Here is a 23,519-nt window from a genome sequence, read left to right on the forward strand (position 1 = left end):
TAAGTAACATTTTTTAATATAGCATTTATTGTACGAAAGGTAAAATAATACTTCTTATTTAACTGCCCTGATTCACTAAAAAAAGAACTTGTGAAAATCACAAGTTCTCTCCCATACCTATTAAGCGCTCTGATTCCCTTCCATTTGCGTTTTGTACATATCATAATAACGCCCGCGCTTTTTCATTAGCTCATCATGAGACCCTTTTTCTAAAATGGTTCCTCTATCAAGCACAATAATTTGATCTGCGCTTTTAATTGTTGAAAGTCGGTGAGCGATAATAAATGTCGTTCTTCCTTTTTTCACAACTTCTAGCGCTTGTTGAATCATCGCCTCTGTTTCTGTATCGATACTAGATGTCGCTTCATCTAAAATTAAAATGGCTGGGTCAAAAGCGAGCGCCCTAGCAAACGAAATAAGCTGACGTTCTCCAGTGGAAAGCGTACTTCCCTTTTCTGTAATTTCTTCATTTATATTGTTCGCAAATCTTTCAGCACCAACATCACGCAATGCTTTTACGATGCGCTCTTTTGAAATTTTTTCATTTTCTAAACTTACATTAGATGCTACTGTTCCGCTAAATAAAAACGGATCTTGCAGTACAATTCCCATATGTTCACGAGTTGCTTGTTTCGGCATCTCTTTTACATCATGACCATCAATCGTAAGCTTTCCTTTTTCAAACTCGTAAAACTGAAAGAGTACGTTCATAATAGAACTTTTTCCTGATCCAGTATGACCGACAAGTGCCACGGTCTCCCCTTGTTTCGCTTCAAAAGAAATATTTTTTAACACTTCATCTTTCCCATTATAAGAAAACGATACATTATCAAACTTCACATTTCCTTGTAAGCGAGGCATACGCTCTTCTTCTACTGCTTCTCCTTTTTCCTCTAACAATTCAAAAACACGCTCTGATGCAACACGCGATTGTTCTAAGTTAGCAAGCTGATTCACCATATTTGTAATCGGTGAGAACAATCGTGTTAAATAATCAACGAACGCATACAGTATCCCTAGAGAAATGACGCCTGTAGCACTTAATGAAGCGCCACCGAAATACCAAATCACACCTGTGAAAGCGATATTTCTTAATACGGATACTAAATTATGAGAAGTTGCTGCATTTAAATTCAAAATTTTATTTTGATACTTAAAATAATCGCCATTTAATTCTTCAAATTCTTTTTTCGTTTCACGCTCTTGACGGAACGCTTGAATAATTGGCATCCCTTGAATGGATTCATTTACTGTTCCGTTAATATCAGATAAACGAGAGCGCATTTTATGATTGTATACAGACGCGTATTTTCTATAAAGAATCGCCCAAACAATTAAAATTGGGATAATTAATAAACATAATGAAGCGAGCTTCACATCTAATAAAAATAGCGCAGCAAATATCCCAATAATATAGATGATACTAGAAACGAATGTTGCCAACACCGTTACATATAAATCACGAATGGCCTCTGTATCATTCGTCACACGCGAAACAATTTTCCCCGCCGGTAAATGATCAAAGTAACGAATTGGCAACGTTTGAATATGAGAAAACACATCTTCCCTCATAATTTGAATAATTTTGTTCGCTGCCTTTTGCAAGAAGAACTGCTTTCCGTATGCAAATAATGACACGACTACTAATAAAGCGAAATAGCCACCACCAAGTAATAATAGACGGTTTATTTCTGGCTTATAAAATGCAAATACTTCTTCCTTTGTTAATGCTTTCGCTTTATACACTTGCACCGCCTTACCATTTTGAACGGTAATCATATCCCCTTTTACAGTACGTGACCCTTCCACATTTACCTTATTCGGTACAAAATAATATTGAAAACCGACTTGCATCACGCGTACTTCTTTTCCTTTTTTCTCGCCTTGTTCAAAGCGATCACTTCGCTTATAAAAAGCCCCATTATACGAAACAGCATCTTCACTCTGTTCTGTTTCATACCAAGGTTTCTCTATCCCGACGATATGATCGTCAATCATCGTTTTAGCGACGAAAGGACCAGCAAGCTCTGCGATGACGAAAATAAATAACATTAACATCGCAGCAAAAATCGTCCCTTTCACTTTCATCGCGTATTGAAACAATCGTTTTGAAACGCTCATATTTTCACCCCACTATCCGCACTTTCACTTTCACCTTGTTGTCTTTCAAACTGTTCAGCATACCAGCCTCCCTTTTGGATAAGCTGAGCATGCGTACCTTCTTCTATAACTGCGCCTTCATCCATAACGAGAATCCAATCCGCATGTTGCACTGCTGATAAACGATGCGTCGTAATAATCGTCGTCTTTCCGCTTCTTTCCGTTCTTATATTTTCAATGATCGCTGCTTCCGTACGAGCATCTACAGCTGATAAAGAATCGTCCAAAATTAAAATTTCTGGATTTTGAATAACAGCTCTTGCAATCGAGATCCTTTGTTTTTGCCCTCCTGATAAAGAAACACCTTTCTCTCCAACGAGCGTTTCTAACCCTTCTGGTAAAAACTCTAAATCCTTTTTAAACGCAGCAATTTCAATTGCTTTCTCTAGTTCTTCTTCAGTCGCTTCCCTATTTCCGAATAAAATATTTTCTCGCGCTGTTTTTGAGAACAAAATATGCTCCTGCGGTACATAACCAATCCAGCCGAGTACATTTTCATTCGTCATTTTATCTAATGTCACATCAGAAACTGCAATATCTCCATCTCCAAGTGGATATTGACGAAGAAGCTGACGTACAAGCGTCGTTTTCCCGCTTCCTGTTTTTCCGACAACCCCAAGCGTCTCCCCTTGTTTTAAGGTAAACGAAACCTTTTTTAAATTTGTTTCAGTTGATGAAGGATATGAAAAGGTAACGTCATCAAACTGAATATAATCCGGCTCTTGCACAAGCTTTGGATGTTTCGGATCCTTTACATCTGGTTCATACGCTAACGTTTCATTCACACGGTCAAGCGAAGCATTTCCTCTTTGCATAACATTAATTAATTCACCAATTGCAAACATCGGCCAAATCATCATCCCTAAATACACGTTAAAAGAAACGAGTTCACCAAGCGTCACCTTTGACTGGAACACAAGATATGCACCGTACACTAAGCCAATTAAATAACTAAGACCGACAAGCATTTTCACAGTTGGTTGGAATAATGCATCAATCTTTGCTACCTTCATATTTTTTGCGTAGACGTCATCTCCTAAGTGATGAAATCTTTCCTCATCTGCATTCTCTTGTACGTATGCACGAATAACACGCACACCAGCGATTGATTCAAGCACTTTATCGTTCATATCACCAAACGCATCTTGCGCAACGGTAAATCTTTCATGCAATTTCTTTCCATATATATTCATCGCATACGCCATAATTGGAAGCGGAATAAGCGCTGCAAATGTAAGCTCCCAACTAATTGTAAATCCCATCATAAAAACGATCGTAAGCATGTATAAACTAGAATCCACAAGCGTTAATATACCAAAACCAGCTGTCATAGCGATTGCTTTTAAATCATTCGTTGCCCTCGCCATTAAGTCGCCAGTACGATTTTTTTGATAAAAAGTCGGCGTCATCTTAAGTAAATGCCCCATAAATTTAGAGCGCATCGTTTTCTCAAGTACAAATGCACCTCCAAACAATTGATGTTGCCATACGAAAGTAAGACCATACCCAACGATTGTAACCCCTATTAAAATAAGAATAGATTGCATAATTGCTTCGTTCGATAACGTTCCTGTTTTTATATTATCTATCGTAACCCCTAACACTTTCGGGGGAATAACTTCAACTATATTCACAATTAAAAGAGCTCCAATAGCAATACTATATCTCTTCCAGTGCTCCCTAAAAAACCATTTTAACTTTAGTAATACTGATAACAATGTAACCTCTCCCTTCTCGTTCTCGTTTACCTCTCATTTCTTTATCCACTATCCAGACCCATCACATTTACATTTCGTAACCCATACAATCTCATCACATTTTTCCACCTTCCAAAGTTTTTTATCGGAACTAAACAAGGGAAAATAAACAAAAAAAAGCATACCGCCGCTTGACGATATGCACAGGAATGCATAAAAAGCGTACGTTACGATATACGCAACGTACGCTTTTTATAAGACAAAGATGCCCTATATATCCGTACGGGTTGCGTAATGATATGAATGTTTTCTGCCATTTAACAGAGCTAAGCCCATTACATTTACGATTACAATCATTACGCACACCCCCTTCATTTATTTTCCATTTATAATCTTACAACTTTATTGAGTATTCTGTCAATTATTTTTTCACACTTCAAATAAAAATATATGATACACCATTTTGAAATAAGGGAATGTTCTGTAAGAAAGGGCATACAAAAAAAAAAAAAGAATAAGAAATCGTTTTCACAAACATTTCATTTGAAAAATGTTATCAAACCCCCTACAATCACCTTATACTCACTCTTACAAGTTGCTATTTTAGGAGGACTAATCATGACAACTAGCAATACGTACAAATTTTATTTAAACGGAGAATGGAGAGAAAGCTCTTCAGGAGAAACAATCGAAATTCCATCTCCATACTTACACGAAGTAATTGGACAAGTACAAGCAATTACTCGCGGAGAAGTGGATGAAGCAATTGCATCTGCAAAAGAAGCTCAAAAATCATGGGCAGAAGCTTCTCTACAAGATCGCGCAAAATATTTATATAAATGGGCTGATGAGCTCGTAAATATGCAGGATGAAATTGCCGATATCATTATGAAAGAAGTCGGTAAAGGATATAAAGATGCGAAGAAAGAAGTTGTTCGTACAGCTGACTTCATTCGTTACACTATCGAAGAAGCTTTACATATGCACGGAGAAAGCATGATGGGCGATAGCTTCCCGGGCGGTACAAAATCTAAACTTGCGATCATCCAACGCGCACCACTTGGTGTTGTATTAGCAATCGCACCGTTTAACTACCCAGTAAACTTATCTGCTGCAAAACTTGCACCAGCATTAATTATGGGTAACGCTGTTATTTTCAAACCAGCAACTCAAGGTGCAATTAGCGGTATCAAAATGGTTGAAGCACTACATAAAGCTGGCCTTCCAAAAGGTCTTGTAAACGTAGCTACAGGACGCGGTTCTGTAATTGGTGACTACTTAGTAGAACACGAAGGCATCAATATGGTATCGTTCACAGGTGGTACAAACACAGGTAAACATTTAGCGAAAAAAGCTGCAATGATTCCACTTGTATTAGAACTTGGCGGGAAAGACCCTGGTATCGTTCGTGAAGATGCTGACTTACAAGATGCTGCAAACCATATCGTAAGCGGTGCATTCTCTTACTCTGGTCAACGTTGTACAGCTATTAAACGTGTACTTGTACACGAAAACGTAGCAGACGAGCTTGTTGACTTATTAAAAGCGCAAGTAGCGGAACTATCAGTTGGATCTCCAGAGCAAGATAGCACAATCGTTCCATTAATCGATGACAAGTCTGCTGACTTCGTTCAAGGTTTAGTTGACGACGCTGTTGAAAAAGGTGCTACGATCGTTATGGGTAACAAACGTGAGCGTAACTTAATTTACCCAACATTAATCGACCACGTAACAGAAGAAATGAAAGTTGCTTGGGAAGAGCCATTTGGCCCAATCCTTCCAATCATCCGCGTTTCTTCAGATGAGCAAGCAATTGAAATTGCTAACAAATCAGAGTTCGGTCTGCAAGCAAGTGTCTTCACTAAAGACATTAACAAAGCATTTGCAATTGCTAACAAAATCGAAACTGGTTCTGTACAAATTAACGGACGCACAGAGCGCGGCCCTGACCACTTCCCATTCATCGGTGTAAAAGGTTCAGGTATGGGCGCACAAGGTATTCGTAAGAGCCTTGAGTCTATGACACGTGAAAAAGTAACTGTATTAAACTTAGTTTAATCTTATAAAAAGAAGCTGATCTATTTTTAGATCAGCTTCTTTTCTATATAAATACTTCCGAAAAACGGAGTATTTCGTTCTACTTCCGATTTGGTTTTCCAAATCGAACTAAAACATGCCATAATAATTTTAATTCCTGAAGCACTTCTTCATAAGTTCCACGATCACTCCAAGATAATGGATTGCGTTTCAAATCCACTACAGCAGAGCCAATTATATTTGCATCGATGCAATGATTCCGTGCAATGCGCCTTGCTAAAGATGGCATTTTTGAACCTCTAAAATCCATCGGAACTTCGTCTACCGCAAGTACAAAACCGATGTGCCAATACAAATCAATCGCATACTTCAGGCAAATTTCTTCTAAAACTCTTCCTACATCCGTACCCTTAAATGAAGGATCTGCAACAAGCACCTCTACGTCTTCTTTAAGAGAAATCTCTCCATGAATTTGCGCTTCGATATAATGATTAAGATTACGGGCTGGCTCTTTATCTGCGAAATCTATAAACGGTCTTTCCAGGTTATCCAGCAAATGATGAATGAGTCTTGTTGGAGTCAAATTCCCTTCACCAATTGCAAAATCTCTTACGAATGTCTCTTCCAAAAGAGCAGCTAAAATCATATCAAACTCCTCATAAGTCCCCTTTTCTTTCGGATCTTGATGCGAATCTAAATATGTATATGTAGAGCGCGAAGAAACTTTTGGAGATAAGAGAAAATAACATGAACCAAAACGCGGAGCCGGCCCATCTGGATGTAACATTAAATTTAGCGCTCCGTATTTTGGCCGTTGATCATTCGTTACGCCTTCTAATTGATATGCCCCTCCAAATATTCTCTTTTCCCAAAGGTCACGTTCACCACCAGGATAAGCAGATACGCTTCCATTAGATAGCAATGTTTCAAACTGACTTTTATATACTCCTTGCTCAAACAGTGCTTCAGCAACACTTTTCATATTCGAATCTAGTCTGTCTGGATGAAAGTGTAAAGCAATCCTTGCATGAGATTTTAAATTAGCGACAGCTTCTTCAAATATTTCATCTGTAATATTAGACATTTTAAGTATATGATTAATCGTTGCTTTAGCCTCACGTTTTTCGTTCTCTGCATATTTTGAAATATACTCTAAAGCAAATAATTGAGATCTTAATAATTCCATAATCCAATCTCCCCTTTAATTGAACTGCCCTTAAACACTTCAATTAAAAGCTTATTCTTTCCTTCTTATGAAACGAACCTCATTTATTAAAAAAAGTAATTTACTAAATCTTAATTATGTATACACGCATTTTTCATAGGCAAATGTACACATTCTACAGAAATTTGATACCCTAGCCATCGCTCAGCGATATGTTCAAATGATAAAACAGATCCCGTTGTAAAAAAGCGATGCTTCGGATTCAGATTGTCAGACAAAATTCCTTTGTGCTGTAAAATGGTACTTAACTCTATCGCTGTTTCTTCTGCCGAACTAATAATCGTTATGTCTTCTCCTAGTTCCTTTTTTATATAGGACTCTAAAAGTGGATAATGCGTACATCCAAGAATTAACGTATCTATATCTTCTTTCGTTAATGGAAGTAAAGCTTGTTTCACTTGCTGCGTGACATATGCTGTATCTTCTAATTGATTTTCTACAACTGTGGCTAAAGTCGGGCAAGCATAGCTATGCACTTCCAAATATGTATCCAGCTCGTGTAATGCTTTTTCATACATATTAGATTTTATCGTACCTACAGTTCCAATTACCCCGATTTCCCCTTTCTTTGTAACTTTAATTGCCACTCTTGCTCCTGGATGTATAACGCCAATAACTGGAATGGAAAGTGCTTCTTGCAGCGCATTCAATGCAGCAGCTGCAGCAGTATTACATGCTACGACTAGCGCTTTTAATGGAAACTGTTTGAGGAACCCAACCATTTCAAATACGAAAGATTGCACCTCCTCTACACTTCTTGGCCCATACGGACAACGCTTATTATCACCAATATAATAAATGCTTTCTTTAGGCAATTGTCTTATAATTTCGCTCGCAACTGTTAATCCCCCAACACCCGAATCTAGCACACCTATTACTGAATGTTTATGACATACAGACATTTACTTCATCCCCTTTTCAATCATCTAGCGCTAATAACATGTATTATATTACGAAAATTCAAATATCACATAACAATCCCTCTTACTTTTAATCACAAACTCTTCTCTATAATCTGATTATTACTATATCCATTGACGTATAAAAATTCATTTGTTACTCTTAAAGACGTTAATTTAATATTTAAATCCTCATTCGTATCTCGGTGAGGTAGAGGTTGCAATCATTAAGAGTATCATTTCAGGAGATGTAGTGGCATTGATGAAGGAATGAGAAAGGAATGGTTGCCGAAGTAAGTCGTGTCCACCATGCACGCTTGCTGGGTCTGCATTTAATAAGTGCAGAACTGTCACAAACGTTTCGTTTGTGGAGAGCTATCGAGAGGTATGTCGTGGGTTTCTTATAAGATAGAAGGCATGTAGCGGCAGATTACGTGCTTTTTTTGTTTTGTTTGGGACTTCTCTTCCTGACTCAGGAAGACATACATATCTCCTCGCTTGACTTGGTTATACTAACTTTGGAGGTATTTTTCTATGCAACAAAAAAAATGGGGCTTTTGGGTACTAACAGCTTTCGTTGTCGGTAACATGGTTGGCGCTGGTATTTTCATGGTACCAAGTACGTTGGCACAAACAGCAAGCCCACTCGGTGTCACTTTAGCTTGGTTAACTACAGGGTTTGGTGTTTTAATGCTAGCTCTTGTTTTCGGTAATTTAGCAATTCGTCGTCCTGATTTAACGACAGGGCCACAAAGTCATGCATATGCTTTATTCTCAACACCAAAAAAGAAAAAAATGGCTGGCTTCAGTATGGTATGGGGATATTGGGTTGCAAACTGGGCAAGTAACGTTGCCATCATTACATCATTTGCGGGATATTTATCACTCTTCTTCCCAATTATGAAAGATACGCGACTACTATTTTCAATCGGCTCGTTTAACGTAGAAGTCGGAAAACTAATTACATTTACGATTTGTTCCATCTTACTTTGGGGAACTCATATTATATTAACAAACGGTGTAAGCGGAGCTGGAAAACTAAACTTCTTAGCAACAACAACGAAAGTAACTGGATTCCTTTTATTCATCGTCGTTACGTTATTTGCATTCGAAGCTTCTAAGTTTGGACAATGGTACACACCGATGATTGATAAATCAGGTGCATCACATGGTCTTCTTTCACAAGTAAATTTAGCTGCTCTTACAACGCTTTGGGCGTTTATCGGAATTGAATCAGCCGTTCTTTTATCAAACCGTGCTGTTTCTCCAAAAACGGTAAAACGTGCAACAGTTGCGGGATTACTTATTACAGTTGCGATTTACTTAGGAATTACAATTTTAACAATGGGTGTACTTCACGTTGATAAATTACAAGCTTCTGAACGTCCATTAGCAGATGCACTAAATGCTGCAATGGGTCACGGCGGCGGGAAACTGATGGCATTACTTGCTCTTACTTCCCTGTTCGGTTCTATCTTAGGCTGGATTTTATTAAGCTCAGAAGTACCTTATCAAGCAGCAAAAGAAGGTTTCTTCCCTTCCTTCTTCACGAAAACAAATAAAAAAGGAAGTCCAATTTACTCATTACGATTAACAAACATTATGTCGCAAGTATTCCTATTCTCAACATTATCAGGAACCATTGCGGAAGCTTATACATTCGTTATTACCGTATCAACACTGGCCTACCTCATTCCATATCTCGTTTCACCAATCTTCCAGTTAAAACTAGTCGCAACTGGTGAAACATATAAAAATGAAATGCGGGCAAGAATTACAGATGGCATAGTCGCAGTTATCGCACTTTGCTACGCACTATGGGTTATTAAAACTGGCGCATCCGATATAAAAACGTTCCTTCTCGGAATTGGTTTATTCGTAATTGGATTTGCTTTCTATCCATTAATGAATCGTGATCAGAAAAAAAATAACGAAAAGAAAAACGGGCAAGTTGCATAACGCAATTTGCTCGTTTTTTCTTTTGTAAAACATATATAATAGAACAAAGAGGTGAAAAACATGTCAATCGAATCGCTATGGAGCAGTCGCTTCCAACAACATATTCAAAATATCATTACATACTTTGCACGTATGATTAACGGTTTACTATATAGCTTTATCTTTATTTCATGCGTTGGCGCATATTATTATGCTCAGTTTCTAAAAGCCTCTCCTTCTAAAGGAATATCTTTAATAATTATAACGATTGTACTTACATTCCTTATAACGAGATGCCCTATCCGTACATTTATTCAAAAACCTGATGCTGTCTATTTACTAGCACTAGAAGAGAAATTAACATCTTATTTCAAAAAATCTCTTCTATACAATTACATCATTCAGCTTTTCCCATTGTTATTTACGTACCTTATTCTCGTTCCACTTGCTATGCAATCATTACAATTAACTGTACCTTTTTTATGTACAATCTTTATCGTGTTAATGATTACGAAAGCCTGGAACATGTACATACATTGGATGTGGCGTGATAGTCACGAAAAAAATATATGGCTGATCATTCGTATTACTTGTAACGCCCTAATCATTTACATGCTGTTTTATTCCGCAAATGTTCTCATATTGGGCGGACTACTCTTACTACTTGCTTTCCTACTTCTATATACGAAAAAACAGCCTACAAAACGAATACCGTGGGATTACATAATTGAGCAAGAAGAAAAAATGAACGTTCGTTTTTATCAATTTGCTAGCATTTTCACAGATGTTCCGCAACTGAATAAACAAGTAAATAAAAGAAAATGGCTTACAAATTGGATTGAACCTTTATTACATAAAAAACGAGCAACTTTCTTCTACTTACATACACTAGCATTTTTACGTGGAAATGATTATTTCGGTATATATATTCGCTTAGGATTGATCGGTGCTTTCGCCTTATATTTCATACCAAATATATACGTAAAAGGTGCTATTACTTACATCGTTTTATATATGATCTCTATGCAGCTTCGTTCACTATGGAAATATTTTTCGGGAAATATTATTGTAGCATTATATCCAACCCATACTGAAGAAAGGATGAAGCAATTTCTTCACTTAATCTTTATATTGCTAAGTATTCAACTCATTGTATTTTCGAGTGTTATACTCATTGCTACAGGTCAATTTTTACATAGCCTTATCATTATGATTGTCGGGTTACTCTGGATCAAATTTATTATTGTACCAAAAACGAAGCAAAGAATTTCCGCATTTTAACGAAAAGAATTATCTTAAAAGCCAAGGAGAAAATAAATTTTCTCCTTGGCTTTTTTATTTTGCTTCCTCAAACAAGAATCACTGAGACAACCGATATTTTATGATTTTACATACAAAAACGATAATACATGTTTACGACCTAATAAAAAGGGTATCTATTAATTAACAGAGTAAAGGAGGGGCCTATATTGTGAATAAAAAAACGGAACAATTGAAGCATCACGTTACTGACAATCAATGCAAACATGCTTTAACAACAAATCATGGGGTAAAAATAGCTGAAGATGAATTTTCTTTAAAGATGGGCTTAAGAGGCCCAACCTTAATGGAGGATTTTCACTTTCGTGAGAAAATGACCCATTTTGATCACGAACGAATTCCCGAAAGGATTGTTCATGCACGCGGGGTTGGCGCTCATGGTTATTTTCAGCTTTATGAATCTTTAGAAACATATACGAAAGCAGATTTTCTTACTAATCCTTCAAAGAAAACACCTGTATTTGTACGGTTCTCAACCGTTCAAGGTTCTAAAGGATCCAACGACACAGTAAGAGATGTACGCGGATTCGCCACAAAATTTTATACAGATGAAGGAAACTATGATTTAGTGGGTAATAATATGCCGGTATTCTTTATCCAAGATGCTATTAAATTTCCTGATTTTGTCCATGCAGTTAAACCAGAACCACATAATGATATTCCTCAAGGAGCTAGCGCTCATGATACCTTTTGGGACTTTGTTGCGCATAATCCTGAGTCCACTCATATGGTCATGTGGCAAATGAGCGACCGAGCTATTCCGCGTAGTTTACGAATGATGGAAGGTTTTGGAGTTCACACATTTCGACTCATTAACGCAGAAGGAAAAGCCCATTTCGTAAAGTTTCACTGGAAACCTACCCTCGGGGTTCATTCATTAGTATGGGATGAAGCTCAAAAGATTGCCGGGAAAAATCCTGATTTTCATCGTCAAGATTTATACGAAGCAATTGAAAAAGGGGATTATCCTGAATGGGAGCTTGGATTACAGCTAATTCCAGAAGAAGATGAACATAAATTTGATTTTGATATTTTAGATCCAACGAAATTATGGCCAGAAGAAGAAGTTCCCGTAAAATTAGTTGGTAAAATGACACTGAACAAAAATGTTGATAACTTCTTTGCTGAAACAGAGCAGGTAGCTTTTCACCCTGGTCATGTCGTACCAGGTATTGATTTTTCAAATGACCCTCTTCTGCAAGGAAGATTATTCTCCTATACAGATACACAATTATCTCGTTTAGGGGGCCCTAATTTCCATCAAATTCCTATTAATCAGCCCGTATGTCCTTTTCATAATAATCAACGTGATGGTATGCATCAAATGCAGATTCATCGCGGTCAAACAAGCTATCATCCTAATGGATTAAATAACAATCAACCTGCAACCGTCCAAGCCGAACAAGGAGGATATGAACATTATCAAGAAAAGATTGATGGGCATAAAATTAGAGGTCGCAGTAAAAGCTTTCTTAACTTCTATTCTCAGGCTAAACTTTTCTACAATAGTATGAGCCCTATTGAAAAGCAGCACATAAAAGAAGCTTTTTGCTTTGAAGTTGGGAAGTGTAAATCAGACATGGTGAAGGCAAATGTAATTGCTCTCTTAAACCACGTCGATCGTCAATTAGCACAAGAAGTCGCTAACATTATTGGAGCTCCTTTACCTAAGGAAAATCACGAAGTAAATTCAGATGCAAAATCACCTGCACTAAGTATGTCCAATACTATTTTTAAATCTGATTCCAAAAATGTTGCAATTCTATTAAATGGTGACCCAAGCGTCTCACTTCTGTCCGAATGGATTCAAGCTTTTGTACAACACCGAATTAACTATAGTATCATAGATAATAAAATTTATCAGTTCAATGATTCCATTAAAGTAACTGATACTTATACAACAACAGACTCCTCCCTTTTTGATGCAGTATTAGTGTTTAGTAGTGAGTCTGTCATTCAACCCCCTGTTTTAGAATTTGCAGAAACTACTTTTAAACATTTTAAACCGATAGCTCATGTCCTTAGTAATCCTCATGCTTTGGACCATAGTAAGATTAAACTGGATGGAGCAGGAGTTTACAACTTAACAAATACTTCAATTGAATCATTTATAGAAGGCATTGCCCAAGGAAGATTCTGGAGCCGATAATATAATATAAGGAGCGGATTAGAATGAGTAAAAAAATTGCTATTTTAATAACGGATTATTTCGAGGATACAGAATACACAGAGCCAGTAGAAGCTTTTAAACAAAAGGGATATGAATTCACAACTATTGAAATGGAAAAAGGGAAAACGGTACACGGTAAGCAAGGAAAAAGTGAAGTCGTGATTGATAAAAGTATTGATGATGTTTCTCCAGAGAACTTTGATGCCCTCTTCATACCGGGTGGATTTTCTCCAGATATACTTCGTGCCGATGAACGTTTTGTTCGCTTTAGTAAAGCATTTATGGATGCGGAAAAACCTGTTTTCGCTATTTGTCACGGACCTCAGCTACTCATCACTGCACAAACACTTGAAGGACGCGATGTAACTGGATATAAATCTATTGAAGTCGATTTGAAAAATGCCGGCGGGAACTTTCATGACAAAGAGGTTGTCGTATGTCAAAATCAGCTAGTAACAAGTAGACAGCCAGAGGACATCCCAGCGTTTATTGAAGAATCGTTGCGTATATTAGGATAACTAATTTGGTTAACTAACCTTGTATTTACATGAAAATAATGAATCAGTGGGGTTTTATTCATCCCCCACTGATTCATTAGCCCTCATCAACTGGTCGTTTACAGGAAATCCGACCACCACAAATAGCAAGATAAATAAAAAGAGGGGAATCCAAAAGTTCAGTTTTAATAATCTTTTGGATTCCCCTCTTTTCTCGCCCAAAAATTCCTTATCACTTTTCATAGGCAGTTCTCATATAGTGAAAATGACTATATAATTCCTATCCATAAGTTAAATAATGATTTCGCACATATATAAATACAAAAGATGGGAGCCCTATTTATGAATAACAATCCACCTTCAACGCCCCAAGACAACTCCGAAAACAATAGCCGTGATATCACACTGCAAACATTAAGGGTCATCGGACTCGTCGTCCTTATTAGTGGTTATATCCTCGTTGCGCTCTCTGAAGTAGGTGAGCTGAAAGTCTTATTAACAAACCCAAATAGCAATCCTGATTTAGCTGAAGTTGATCCGTTTTAAAAGCCATATGAAAAGCGATTTCTAGCATCGCTTTTCATATCGTTTTATCCAATCTGAGAAACCTCCCCCTCATACTTCTCTTTCCCTATCGCCTTCATAAATAATAAAATACTGCTCATACCAACGATAAAGTACAGAGCACTCATGCCCCAAGATGCAATAAATGAACCTAGCATAACACCTAATGCCCCGTTCATTTTTGCAACTTGAAAGACCATTCCGTTAATCGCCATATAAGAACCTCTTGCCTCATTTGGCACCATATCTGCCATAATAGATTGACGCACTGGCACATATATCATCTCGCCTACCGTTTGGAAAAGCCCTGCAATTAATAAAATCCATAAGCTATTGCTCGTTCCGAGTATTGTAAATCCAATCGTGTAAATAAATAAGCCTACATATAAGATTTTCAAATCGTTGAAGCTTTTCAGCATTTTAATAAGAAGTGCTGAACATAACACAACTAAAATTGTATTCTCTGCAGAAATCCAGCTCAACATGCGAATCCCTGTTAAATCAAACGTAAAACCATTCCCGAATAAAAAGTGAACCGTTTCAAATTCCTTCTGCAAACGTACCCCTAAATAATTATTAATTTGAAACTCTAACGATAATGTACATATACTCGCTGCACAAAAAATTAAAAATGCTTTATCTTTCATCACGACTTTATAACTATCTGCCATATCTTTTAATACATTTTTCTTCTCCATCGTTTTTCGTGCTACATACACTTCTTCCATATACACAGCCATCACATATAAAGTCATAATGGCAACAAGCGTTAATACGATAAACAATTGTAGTCTATAGTTTTCAAATAGTAATCCTCCAAATATCGCTCCAATCGCAATCGATAAATTAATAGCCCAGTAATTAATGCTATACATCACTTTTCGATTTTCAGATGTACTCACATCAATTAACATCGCTTCTGTCGCAGGATTCATAAGTCCCGATCCTAAACTATTCACTAGCATAAAGATAAATGTTAACCACGGTGAGTCAACGTAATCCGAATTCGCAACTCCCATACAAGCAATGGAAATGACTTGTATACTTTGACCGATAATCATAACCTTTTTACGCCCAAGCCGGTCTCCAACATATCCACCGTATAAACCAATTACTAATGAAGCTATGACATTAATAAGTAGTAACGCACCAGCAATCGCGCTACCTAACTTTACGGAAAAATAAATCGCCATAAATGGAAAAATCATCGTGGACACAGTACGTGTTAAAAACGATGTTATAATTCTAATTTTTATATTTCGATGCATACTCCAAAATCCCATTGTTTCCCCTCCTTATGCTTACTTATTTTACTTTGAAAAAAAGGGAGAAAAAGGTTAGAATATTCTAAAGAGTTTCCCCTTTTATGATAGAAGGAAGTGTATATATGAAAATTATGGACTATTACATTAGACTAAGACTACATGCACAAGATCAACAACATATGCGAAATAGCTTACAAGAATTAGCGGATGTTTTATATTGCAGTACGAAAAACGTAAAGATTTTATTAAAGAAAATGAGCGAGGAGCAATTAATTAGCTGGACTCCAGGGCGAGGCCGCGGAAATAAAACGGAAATTCTATTTATACATAATTTCGTAGAAGCGATTGAGTCCTATACAGATGAACTGTTAGCCCAAGAAAAATTAAAAGATATCTTTCTTCTTTTAAAAGAACCCCTCCCCCTCGCACTTCAAAAAAAGATAGAAAATAAACTACATCATCATTTTGGATACGAACCTTCAAATGATATGTACGACGTATTAAAGATTCCTATATCGAGAAAGATATTCCCATTAGATCCAGCTTTTGTGGCTGTAACTACAGAGAGTCATCTTACGAGTCAAATTTTTGATACGTTAGTTGTCTATAACGATGTTACTGAAAAAATGGAGCCTCACATTGCGCATACATGGGAATTAAGTGAAGATGGACTTACGTGGACCTTTTATTTACGAAAAGATATATATTTTCACAATGAATCAATTTTAACTTCTAAAGATGTACAGTTTTCATTTGAAAGACTAAAGCAAGTTCAATCCCCTTTCGAATGGTTAACAGAAGAAATTGTTCAAATTGAAACACCATCACCACTGCAAATTCGATTCCATTTAGCAAAACCAAATTTATTTTTCTTACACTATGTAAGTTCAATGCAGCTCGCAATTTTACCGCGTGATACGAGTATTCAAAATCATCATTATATAGGTACTGGACCTTTCAAACTTGCTCATTACTCTGAAGATAATATCGTACTCGAAGCGTTCACCCATTATTTTAAAGAGCGCGCATTATTAGACCGTATTGAATTTTGGGGTATTCCTGACCATGTGCAAATAGATGCTGATTATGAACTACCAAACGAAGAGGAAAATGAAAGGCATGATATACAAATAGAAGAAATAGGTTGTATTTATGCTAGCTTCAACTTTACAAAACCTGGTCCTCATCACGACATTTACTTTCGAAAAGCTTGGAGAGAACTATATGATGTTGAAATGATACTTCGTAACATAGAGGGTAGACGGACAATTGCTGCATCAAGCTTTTTCCCTGATAGAAGCCGCCTTGCAACAAGAAGATCCTACTCTTTAGAAAAGGCAAAAGAGTATTTGAAAAAGAGTACATATAATGGAGAAACGATACATATTTACTTCTTCGCATTTAAAGATAGTGCAAATGATGCATATTTCTTAAAAGAACGCTGTGAAAGTTTAGGTATACAAGTAGAGCTTCACCCATTTCCCGTTTCAGATTATATGAATCACTCTATTGATAAACATGCTGATATTATTTTCATGGGAGAAGTATTTGCTGCCAATCATGAAATTGCATTCTTAAATGTATTTAAAAATAAAAGTTGCTTCGTAAATCGGTTCATGGACCCGCACTACGAAAAACAAATTAACTGTTTACTAGATACATTTTTATTAGAAGAAAATAAAGAAAAGCGCTATGAACTCATGTATGAGATTGAAGAGTTTTTACAAGCAGAACACATCATTTTATTTAACTATCACGTTCTAAAAAGAAAAACATACCCTTCTTCTTTAAAAAACGTAACAATTGATTCATTCGGTTGGGCAAATTTTGCGAAGTTATGGATACAGCCATCCATGTCTTAAAATGTGAGTCATGATAAAAGGAGAAGGTACTACATCCTTAGCAGTACCTTCTTCACATACTATTATTTAATTACTCCATCTAAGTGATCTTTCAAGTTCAATAAATACTTCTCTATATCCGGATTCTTCACCACATCATAACAAGCAAAACTCTTTAACGGACTCATACTGAGAAACTTTTGCACGCGGTGTAAATGACTAAGCGCTGATTCTAAACTTTCTCCTTCAAAGAACTTCGTCTTATCTCCAAATGCTTTTTCAGGTGCATTCCAAGTTGTAGAGAACATATACTCTTTCTCTTTTAATAAACCACCTGTTCCATATTCATCTGCACCTTTAAAGAACAAACCGTATTCATATACTTCATCCATATACGTTTTAAATAAGCCTGGAACACTAAACCAGTAAATTGGTGTTTGATAAATCACAACATCAGCCCATAAAAACTTATCTTGTTCTTCTTTAATATTGTAACCATCTTGAATCGTTGTTGTTTTCACATGATGATTCTCGCCTAATACAGTAACCATATAATCTACTAACGTTTTATTTAATCGTCCTTCCTTTGTACCGTATTTTTCATGTCCATTTATAATAAATATATTTTTCATCGTTTTTCTCTCCCCTATATGATCTACTCTTCAGCTATTAAGCCGAGTTGCTGCTGTAGTGTAAGATTATCTTCTAAATGCCAATCGTCTGTTATCTTTCCGTCTTTCACATGTAAAATATCAATTGCAAAAAAATTAATTTTCTTACCATTATGCGTTCCTGTAAAAGAAAGACGGGCCGTTACTTTATCACCAACAACTAATAAGTCTTCAATCTCGCAATGTATATCAGGCACAACTTTACGAAAATTTTGCGCTGCAAACTTTAATCCTTCAATGCCTTGTGGTCGCCCTTTCGGCAATGTATTATCGAAGAAATCTTTATTAACAGTCTGCGGAATAAGTTCCTCCTTACCTGTATCCCAAAATGCATAAAAACGCTGCGCCGCATGAACCATTTCTGTCGCTTCTTTTTTACTTAGTGAGGGATCAATTGTCATTGCTTTTGGCTTTGGCATTTCTTTTAATAACTGAACTTCAGTTTTTTGTTCCACACCACATGCTACAAGCACAATACAAATAACAAACAAACTAAGAAATCCAAGTAACTTTTTTAACCCCATGGAAATCACCACCTCCTTATATAAATCCTTTTTGTTTCGTATTGCTATTGTATATGCACTAACTTCCTTTATGGAAGTAGTGATATTTTTTTCATATAGTTACCAAAAGTATAGTTTTGTGATACTATAAAGCAAATTCATCTAAAAAAATTTTATGGAGGCTAGTTCCATGAGCAATATAGATCCAGTTGAATTAACGAAAGGTTTACCTGGCATACCTTGTCCTATCGCTAAAACGCTTGATGTAATTAGTACAAAATGGACGTTTTTAATCATTCGTGATCTTCTTATCGAAGGAACATTACGCTTTAGTGATTTACAAAAATCAATGGATGGTATTAGTCCAAAAACATTATCACTTCGACTAAAAGAATTAGAGTCTCAAGGCATTATAACGAGAAAAGTATATCCAGAAGTTCCGCCTCGTGTAGAGTACACATTAACGGATAAAGGAAAGCAATTAGAGGGGATTTTTATTGAATTAAAACGGTTTGGATTAAGCTTATAAAACAAAAAAGCCTTACCGTTAAAGTGAAGTGAACCCGAATAGTGGTACATGAAAAAATAAGAGTTCATTACCCCGAAGAAGTAAAGTGGAAAGTGATTGAAATGAAAAAGGATGGGTATTCCAATTGGACCATTATAGAGAAACTCGGAATTAAAAATGTTTCCCAAATTAAGATATAGATGAAATGGTATCGTACAGATCAAACGTATCAGTTTCAACAACCTGTAGGAAAACAATATTCTTATGGAAAAAGACCAAAAGAGCTCAGTGAATTAGAATAGCTACGTATAGAAAATAAACACCTAAAAACAAAATTACTTGTATGGGGAAATTATCTAGAAATCGAAAGGGGCTGAAATCAGAAACTGTAGTTACTTTATGGAAAAATGTACAAACAAAAATAACAGTAAAAGAATTGCGTAACGTATTAGAATTACCCCTTCCACATTTTATCGCTCATTACAACGAACGGAAGATCTGAAAGATGATATAGGGGTACAGGCACATCGCCATCAAGCTAACAGAACAGCTTGTCCCTAAACGAAAATTTTGTAGCTTTTTTAGCACGGAAGTTCATTATTATCGTTTTTTATGTTTCTTAACTTGATAGAGGTGTGGTGGGTCCCTTTTTTAGAAGTAAATACTTCTAACACCTTGTAGTATTTGAAGATCAATTTTATCTGCTTTTGTCCTTTGAATTATAAAATCTAATCCATTTTTAGTATTGTCCGCATATTTAGGCATTGCTTCAAGTGTATCTGTCAATGGTTTGGTGAAATCGTCCCAATGTATTGGAATAACAAGCTTCGGTTGTACTTTTCGTACAGCTTGCTCGTAATACATATTTTGGAAATTTCTTTCCTGCTTTCCTAATCCCCCTATTCCTAAGAACAGGACATCAGCTCGAATATCATCTAATACACCTTCTATATAGTTAGCACTTGGTTTAACAAGAAAAGTTTTATTATTATACGTAATCAAGTAATCATATGAAGAGTCTTCATGATAATCTAGGGCTTTAGCTGGTTGTTTAAGTGGCTTTTTTATTTTTTCTCCTTCATCAAAGGTTGGTGAATGTTTCGCTGGAAGGACAGTAACAGTAAAATCACCAAACTTCATACCCTTATTTACTTCATATACAGACATCTGGTTCTTATTTATATCACCACTAATACCTATGTTAGTTGCTGACTCTGAACCATATACATGTGTTCCAGTTCGTTTAGCTATATAAGCTAAATCAAACGCATGATCATAATGTGTATGTGCAATAAATAATCCCTTAAGTTTATTATTATCAGCCCCTATTTGATTAAAAATTTTATCCACAGTATCTTCATCTGTTTTTATATTGCTGAACAATATTTTGGGTAAGGATGGCCTAGAAATAAAACCATCAATCATTAATTGCGTATTTCCATCATCAAATAGTAAAGATGATGTTCCTAAGAATGTGACCTTTACCTCACCGTGATTCAATACTTTTTGTGTTGTTTTTGGAGCATAATATGCCTTGTATTGTTGAATATCTGCTGAAGGTGTTAAAAACTTATAATAAACGAAAATAGAAGCGATTAGTACTAGTACTAATAATCCTATAAAAAACACGCTTAATTTTTTTCTTAATTTATATTTCAAAAAACATTCTCCTTTCTAGACAAAAGATATTATTATTTGACTGTGCTAAATCCTCCTACTTGAGGTTACCACAAAGTATCTATAAAAATTAAAAAACGCCATCCTTTCCTACGATTCTACAGAAAGAACAGCTTATTTTTTCATTTTAGGAGGAATTTTGTTTTCTTAGCTTGATAGCGATGTGGCGGTACCCCATATAGAAAAAACCGATTCCCTACACGTTAAGGGTATCGGCTTTTGTTCATTTCATTATTCTTTAGAACTTGATAGGTTGTATTTCCTAATTTTATTACGCAATATCAAAAGAATTTATTATTTATACACAATTCTAAAATACGAATTAACAGTTAATATATAATATCCAAAATAGATTATGCAATATGCAATAGAACTAATGGAAATAGGAATCATAATACTGTATATAGGCATGTTGTTTATTATTGGTAAAGCAAATAAGCTATGAGTAAGTCCGACTATTATAGGTGAAATAAAACTAAAGCTAACTTGGTTAGAAATTGACTTTCTTACTTCTTTTTTCGTAACACCTATCTTACGAAGAACCTCATAGTATTTCTGATTAGCATGTGCTTCAGATAGTTGTTTATAATAAATAATAGAACCAGTTGCTAGTACAAATATAATTCCTAAAAAGCTTCCAATAAATAATGTAACTCCATACAGTTGCATAAAATCTTCATTTGTTTCAGATTGCCCTACATAATATCCTGATACAACTGTACTAACAGCCGTTAAAGCTGTGGCACTTAAGATAGCAATAGTCGCAAGTAATTTGGCATTTCCTTTTACTCGATATAACAACTGTGAAATATTTAGTATATTCATACCGTTAAAATAGATATTGCTCTTACTTTTAATTTTCTTTAATACAATAACTGTATAAGACGTGAATAGACAGTAGGTTGCAAGAACAATCGCAATCAAAATACATAACGGGATTATTTTAGGATCCATTAGCGGACGCATAGGGTCCTCAGGGTTCTGCACAAATTTTACGACTTCGCGAAAAAAGAATGCTAAAACATAACCAAAGCCAATTAAAATAAGACCTATATATGCCAAATATTTAGATCCTTTTGGCATACTCTCTCCTTTATGATTCGCTTGGAACATTTCAATTAATGGAAATTGATAAATTAAGCGCGAGTTTTTCCAAGCTGTATATAATAGAATCGATAAAAAAACAATAATTGTGTCTATTATGGCCTTTATAGATAACTCGAACGTAATTGGCACATTTAATTTCATCAAACTCATTAGAAGTTCTAAAAATAACTTAAAACTTATACTGCCAATCAATATCCCAACTATTAAAGCTACGCCCCCCATTATTAATGTTTCACAAAATAACATCGTACCAATTTGTTTTTTAGTAATACCTAGTAAAGAATATAACCCTATCTCTTTTTTACGTTTTCTTATAAAAAAATTAGTAGAGTAAATAATAAATATGGCTATAAAAATAATGAGTATCACTTTTGAAGACTGAAGAACACTATTAATCATTACATTATTAAGCATTTCTTTTTTTATTTGCGTACTATATCGAAGTGACGCGAATATAAAATAAATCAGCATACTCGAAGCTAAAGATACAAAATAAAGTATATACTCCTTAAAATTTCGCCTTATATTTCGTTGAACGATTTCAATTAAAGTCATTTATTTTAACCTCCTAAAAACTATTTCTACAAAATATACATTGTTTTAATCACACATTATGTTATAAATGGCCATATTAGATAAGATCATCAGCCTTATCTTCAGAAATGGAAGACATTACATCAATGACTTGTTGGAAGAATTGCTTACGTGTTAATTCTCCACGGTGTAATTCTTTATATAATTCACCATCTTTAATCATAATCACTCGTTTACAATAACTTGCCGCAAACGCATCATGCGTTACCATTAATATGGTTGAGTTATCATATTCATTTAATGACTTCATACTTTCTAATAAATCCGTTGCTGATTTAGAGTCAAGCGCCCCAGTTGGCTCATCCCCAAAAATCATACTCGGATTCGTAACCATGGCACGTGATGCTGCGCAGCGTTGTTTCTGTCCCCCAGATACTTGATATGGGTATTGACTTAAGATATGATCCATGCCAAACTTCTTAGAGATTTCAAGAACAAGCCGATCAATTTCACTAACCTTCACCTTTGATAAAGCGAGAGGCAATGCGATATTTTCTTTGACCGTTAACGTATCTAATAAGTTATAATCTTGAAAAATAAAACCTAAATGATTGCGCCGAAATAATGCCAACGTATCATCACTCATTTTTACAATATCTTTTCCATCTATTAAAATCTCACCACTCGTCACATGATCAATTGTTGAAAGAACATTTAATAGAGTTGTCTTACCTGAACCAGAAGGGCCCATAATCCCAACAAATTCTCCTTCTTGTACTTGTAAGTTAATCCCTTTTAACGCTTCAAATGTATTTCCACCTGTGTCATATACTTTTTTAATATTTTTTGCTTCTAGCACTGTTTTCATTTTATATTCCTCTCTCCTCTTAGTATTTACAGCCAAGA

19 protein-coding genes, 1 pseudogene and 1 riboswitch are annotated in these 23,519 nt (G+C 35.6%); of the genes and pseudogenes, 9 read left to right on the forward strand and 11 right to left on the reverse strand.

The annotated features are described in order from the left end of the window. Positions 1 to 120 precede the first annotated feature (120 nt). Positions 121 to 2,121 carry an ABC transporter ATP-binding protein gene (locus AU379_RS22850; protein ID WP_000116648.1) on the reverse strand — a complete coding sequence of 667 codons (2,001 nt, stop codon included), beginning with the start codon at positions 2,119 to 2,121 and terminating at the stop codon, positions 121 to 123. Beyond that, entirely contained in the window at positions 2,118 to 3,878 is a 1,761-nt protein-coding gene (locus tag AU379_RS22855) for an ABC transporter transmembrane domain-containing protein (RefSeq protein ID WP_061139754.1), read from the reverse strand. Before AU379_RS22855 ends, AU379_RS22850 begins: the two co-directional genes overlap by 4 nt. Before the next feature lie 597 nt (positions 3,879 to 4,475). Between AU379_RS22855 and gapN the strand changes: the two genes are divergently transcribed. Beyond that, positions 4,476 to 5,915 carry an NADP-dependent glyceraldehyde-3-phosphate dehydrogenase gene (gapN, locus tag AU379_RS22860; RefSeq protein ID WP_061139755.1) on the forward strand — a complete coding sequence of 480 codons (1,440 nt, stop codon included), beginning with the start codon at positions 4,476 to 4,478 and terminating at the stop codon, positions 5,913 to 5,915. A gap of 79 nt (positions 5,916 to 5,994) precedes the next feature. Here the strand turns inward: gapN and AU379_RS22865 are convergent, their stop codons facing one another. After that, a complete protein-coding gene (locus AU379_RS22865; RefSeq protein ID WP_061139756.1) occupies positions 5,995 to 7,080 on the reverse strand; it encodes a DUF3626 domain-containing protein in 1,086 nt (361 codons plus the stop codon). Positions 7,081 to 7,190: 110 nt separating this feature from the next. After that, the gene (gene racE / locus AU379_RS22870; protein WP_061139757.1) at positions 7,191 to 8,021 is read right to left on the reverse strand and encodes a glutamate racemase; all 831 of its coding nucleotides are present in this window, start codon (positions 8,019 to 8,021) and stop codon (positions 7,191 to 7,193) included. A 201-nt stretch (positions 8,022 to 8,222) separates the two neighbouring features. Beyond that, a riboswitch (Lysine riboswitch) is annotated at positions 8,223 to 8,404 on the forward strand. A gap of 148 nt (positions 8,405 to 8,552) precedes the next feature. On the opposite strand from racE, the gene AU379_RS22875 reads away from it, so the two are divergent. The 4 genes from AU379_RS22875 (at position 8,553) to AU379_RS22890 (ending at position 13,964) form a co-directional block, all read left to right on the forward strand. Then, on the forward strand, positions 8,553 to 9,977 hold the full coding sequence (locus tag AU379_RS22875) for an amino acid permease (RefSeq protein ID WP_001186301.1): 1,425 nt from the start codon (positions 8,553 to 8,555) through the stop codon (positions 9,975 to 9,977). 60 nt (positions 9,978 to 10,037) lie between these two features. Beyond that, positions 10,038 to 11,237 carry an ABC transporter permease gene (locus AU379_RS22880; protein WP_061139758.1) on the forward strand — a complete coding sequence of 400 codons (1,200 nt, stop codon included), beginning with the start codon at positions 10,038 to 10,040 and terminating at the stop codon, positions 11,235 to 11,237. A gap of 190 nt (positions 11,238 to 11,427) precedes the next feature. After that, complete coding sequence (locus AU379_RS22885) at positions 11,428 to 13,425, forward strand: catalase (protein WP_061139759.1); 1,998 nt, start codon at positions 11,428 to 11,430, stop codon at positions 13,423 to 13,425. A 23-nt stretch (positions 13,426 to 13,448) separates the two neighbouring features. Then, on the forward strand, positions 13,449 to 13,964 hold the full coding sequence (locus tag AU379_RS22890) for a type 1 glutamine amidotransferase domain-containing protein (protein WP_000037532.1): 516 nt from the start codon (positions 13,449 to 13,451) through the stop codon (positions 13,962 to 13,964). 54 nt (positions 13,965 to 14,018) lie between these two features. Here AU379_RS22890 and AU379_RS30710 read toward each other — a convergent pair whose 3' ends face one another. Further along, positions 14,019 to 14,186: a hypothetical protein gene (locus AU379_RS30710; RefSeq protein WP_015382203.1), complete on the reverse strand. Its 168-nt coding sequence runs from the start codon at positions 14,184 to 14,186 to the stop codon at positions 14,019 to 14,021. A gap of 99 nt (positions 14,187 to 14,285) precedes the next feature. Here AU379_RS30710 and AU379_RS22895 point away from each other — a divergent pair, with 99 nt between their 5' ends. Continuing rightward, complete coding sequence (locus AU379_RS22895; RefSeq protein WP_001063872.1) at positions 14,286 to 14,489, forward strand: hypothetical protein; 204 nt, start codon at positions 14,286 to 14,288, stop codon at positions 14,487 to 14,489. 44 nt (positions 14,490 to 14,533) lie between these two features. Here AU379_RS22895 and AU379_RS22900 read toward each other — a convergent pair whose 3' ends face one another. Then, a complete protein-coding gene (locus AU379_RS22900; protein WP_061139760.1) occupies positions 14,534 to 15,790 on the reverse strand; it encodes an MFS transporter in 1,257 nt (418 codons plus the stop codon). Between the two features lie 83 nt (positions 15,791 to 15,873). On the opposite strand from AU379_RS22900, the gene AU379_RS22905 reads away from it, so the two are divergent. Then, the gene (locus AU379_RS22905; protein WP_157462728.1) at positions 15,874 to 17,634 is read left to right on the forward strand and encodes an SgrR family transcriptional regulator; all 1,761 of its coding nucleotides are present in this window, start codon (positions 15,874 to 15,876) and stop codon (positions 17,632 to 17,634) included. Positions 17,635 to 17,696: 62 nt separating this feature from the next. Here the strand turns inward: AU379_RS22905 and AU379_RS22910 are convergent, their stop codons facing one another. Continuing rightward, positions 17,697 to 18,245, reverse strand: coding sequence for an NAD(P)H-dependent oxidoreductase (locus tag AU379_RS22910; protein WP_002098791.1), 549 nt, complete (start codon positions 18,243 to 18,245; stop codon positions 17,697 to 17,699). A gap of 23 nt (positions 18,246 to 18,268) precedes the next feature. Further along, a complete protein-coding gene (locus AU379_RS22915) occupies positions 18,269 to 18,808 on the reverse strand; it encodes an ester cyclase (RefSeq protein ID WP_061139761.1) in 540 nt (179 codons plus the stop codon). Between the two features lie 169 nt (positions 18,809 to 18,977). On the opposite strand from AU379_RS22915, the gene AU379_RS22920 reads away from it, so the two are divergent. Then, entirely contained in the window at positions 18,978 to 19,316 is a 339-nt protein-coding gene (locus AU379_RS22920; protein WP_000065115.1) for a helix-turn-helix domain-containing protein, read from the forward strand. Between the two features lie 101 nt (positions 19,317 to 19,417). Next, positions 19,418 to 19,808, forward strand: a pseudogene (locus AU379_RS30370) (IS3 family transposase); the annotation flags it as partial. Between the two features lie 138 nt (positions 19,809 to 19,946). On the opposite strand, the gene AU379_RS22930 reads toward AU379_RS30370, so the two are convergent. From AU379_RS22930 to AU379_RS22940, 3 genes are all read right to left on the reverse strand, one after another. Then, positions 19,947 to 20,954 carry an MBL fold metallo-hydrolase gene (locus tag AU379_RS22930; RefSeq protein ID WP_047385663.1) on the reverse strand — a complete coding sequence of 336 codons (1,008 nt, stop codon included), beginning with the start codon at positions 20,952 to 20,954 and terminating at the stop codon, positions 19,947 to 19,949. A 312-nt stretch (positions 20,955 to 21,266) separates the two neighbouring features. After that, positions 21,267 to 22,634 (reverse strand): ABC transporter permease, encoded by a 1,368-nt coding sequence (locus AU379_RS22935; protein ID WP_000172531.1) that lies wholly within the window; start codon positions 22,632 to 22,634, stop codon positions 21,267 to 21,269. 76 nt (positions 22,635 to 22,710) lie between these two features. Further along, on the reverse strand, positions 22,711 to 23,481 hold the full coding sequence (locus tag AU379_RS22940) for an ATP-binding cassette domain-containing protein (protein WP_000859668.1): 771 nt from the start codon (positions 23,479 to 23,481) through the stop codon (positions 22,711 to 22,713). Positions 23,482 to 23,519: the final 38 nt, after the last annotated feature.

The sequence above is a fragment of the Bacillus sp. JH7 genome, from assembly GCF_001563515.1.
GTDB lineage: Bacteria > Bacillota > Bacilli > Bacillales > Bacillaceae_G > Bacillus_A > Bacillus_A cereus.

What these genes read in the sequence shown, in the direction of transcription:
- AU379_RS22935 (WP_000172531.1), bottom strand. Translation starts at nt 22,634, where the DNA reads ATGACTTTAATTGAAATCGTTCAACGAAATATAAGGCGAAATTTTAAG.
- AU379_RS22910 (WP_002098791.1), bottom strand. Translation starts at nt 18,245, where the DNA reads ATGAAAAATATATTTATTATAAATGGACATGAAAAATACGGTACAAAG.
- AU379_RS22890 (WP_000037532.1), top strand. Translation starts at nt 13,449, where the DNA reads ATGAGTAAAAAAATTGCTATTTTAATAACGGATTATTTCGAGGATACA.
- AU379_RS22915 (WP_061139761.1), bottom strand. Translation starts at nt 18,808, where the DNA reads ATGGGGTTAAAAAAGTTACTTGGATTTCTTAGTTTGTTTGTTATTTGT.
- AU379_RS22865 (WP_061139756.1), bottom strand. Translation starts at nt 7,080, where the DNA reads ATGGAATTATTAAGATCTCAATTATTTGCTTTAGAGTATATTTCAAAA.
- AU379_RS22895 (WP_001063872.1), top strand. Translation starts at nt 14,286, where the DNA reads ATGAATAACAATCCACCTTCAACGCCCCAAGACAACTCCGAAAACAAT.
- AU379_RS22850 (WP_000116648.1), bottom strand. Translation starts at nt 2,121, where the DNA reads ATGAGCGTTTCAAAACGATTGTTTCAATACGCGATGAAAGTGAAAGGG.
- AU379_RS22875 (WP_001186301.1), top strand. Translation starts at nt 8,553, where the DNA reads ATGCAACAAAAAAAATGGGGCTTTTGGGTACTAACAGCTTTCGTTGTC.
- racE (WP_061139757.1), bottom strand. Translation starts at nt 8,021, where the DNA reads ATGTCTGTATGTCATAAACATTCAGTAATAGGTGTGCTAGATTCGGGT.
- AU379_RS22940 (WP_000859668.1), bottom strand. Translation starts at nt 23,481, where the DNA reads ATGAAAACAGTGCTAGAAGCAAAAAATATTAAAAAAGTATATGACACA.
- AU379_RS30710 (WP_015382203.1), bottom strand. Translation starts at nt 14,186, where the DNA reads ATGAAAAGTGATAAGGAATTTTTGGGCGAGAAAAGAGGGGAATCCAAA.
- AU379_RS22905 (WP_157462728.1), top strand. Translation starts at nt 15,874, where the DNA reads ATGATAGAAGGAAGTGTATATATGAAAATTATGGACTATTACATTAGA.
- AU379_RS22920 (WP_000065115.1), top strand. Translation starts at nt 18,978, where the DNA reads ATGAGCAATATAGATCCAGTTGAATTAACGAAAGGTTTACCTGGCATA.
- gapN (WP_061139755.1), top strand. Translation starts at nt 4,476, where the DNA reads ATGACAACTAGCAATACGTACAAATTTTATTTAAACGGAGAATGGAGA.
- AU379_RS22900 (WP_061139760.1), bottom strand. Translation starts at nt 15,790, where the DNA reads ATGGGATTTTGGAGTATGCATCGAAATATAAAAATTAGAATTATAACA.
- AU379_RS22880 (WP_061139758.1), top strand. Translation starts at nt 10,038, where the DNA reads ATGTCAATCGAATCGCTATGGAGCAGTCGCTTCCAACAACATATTCAA.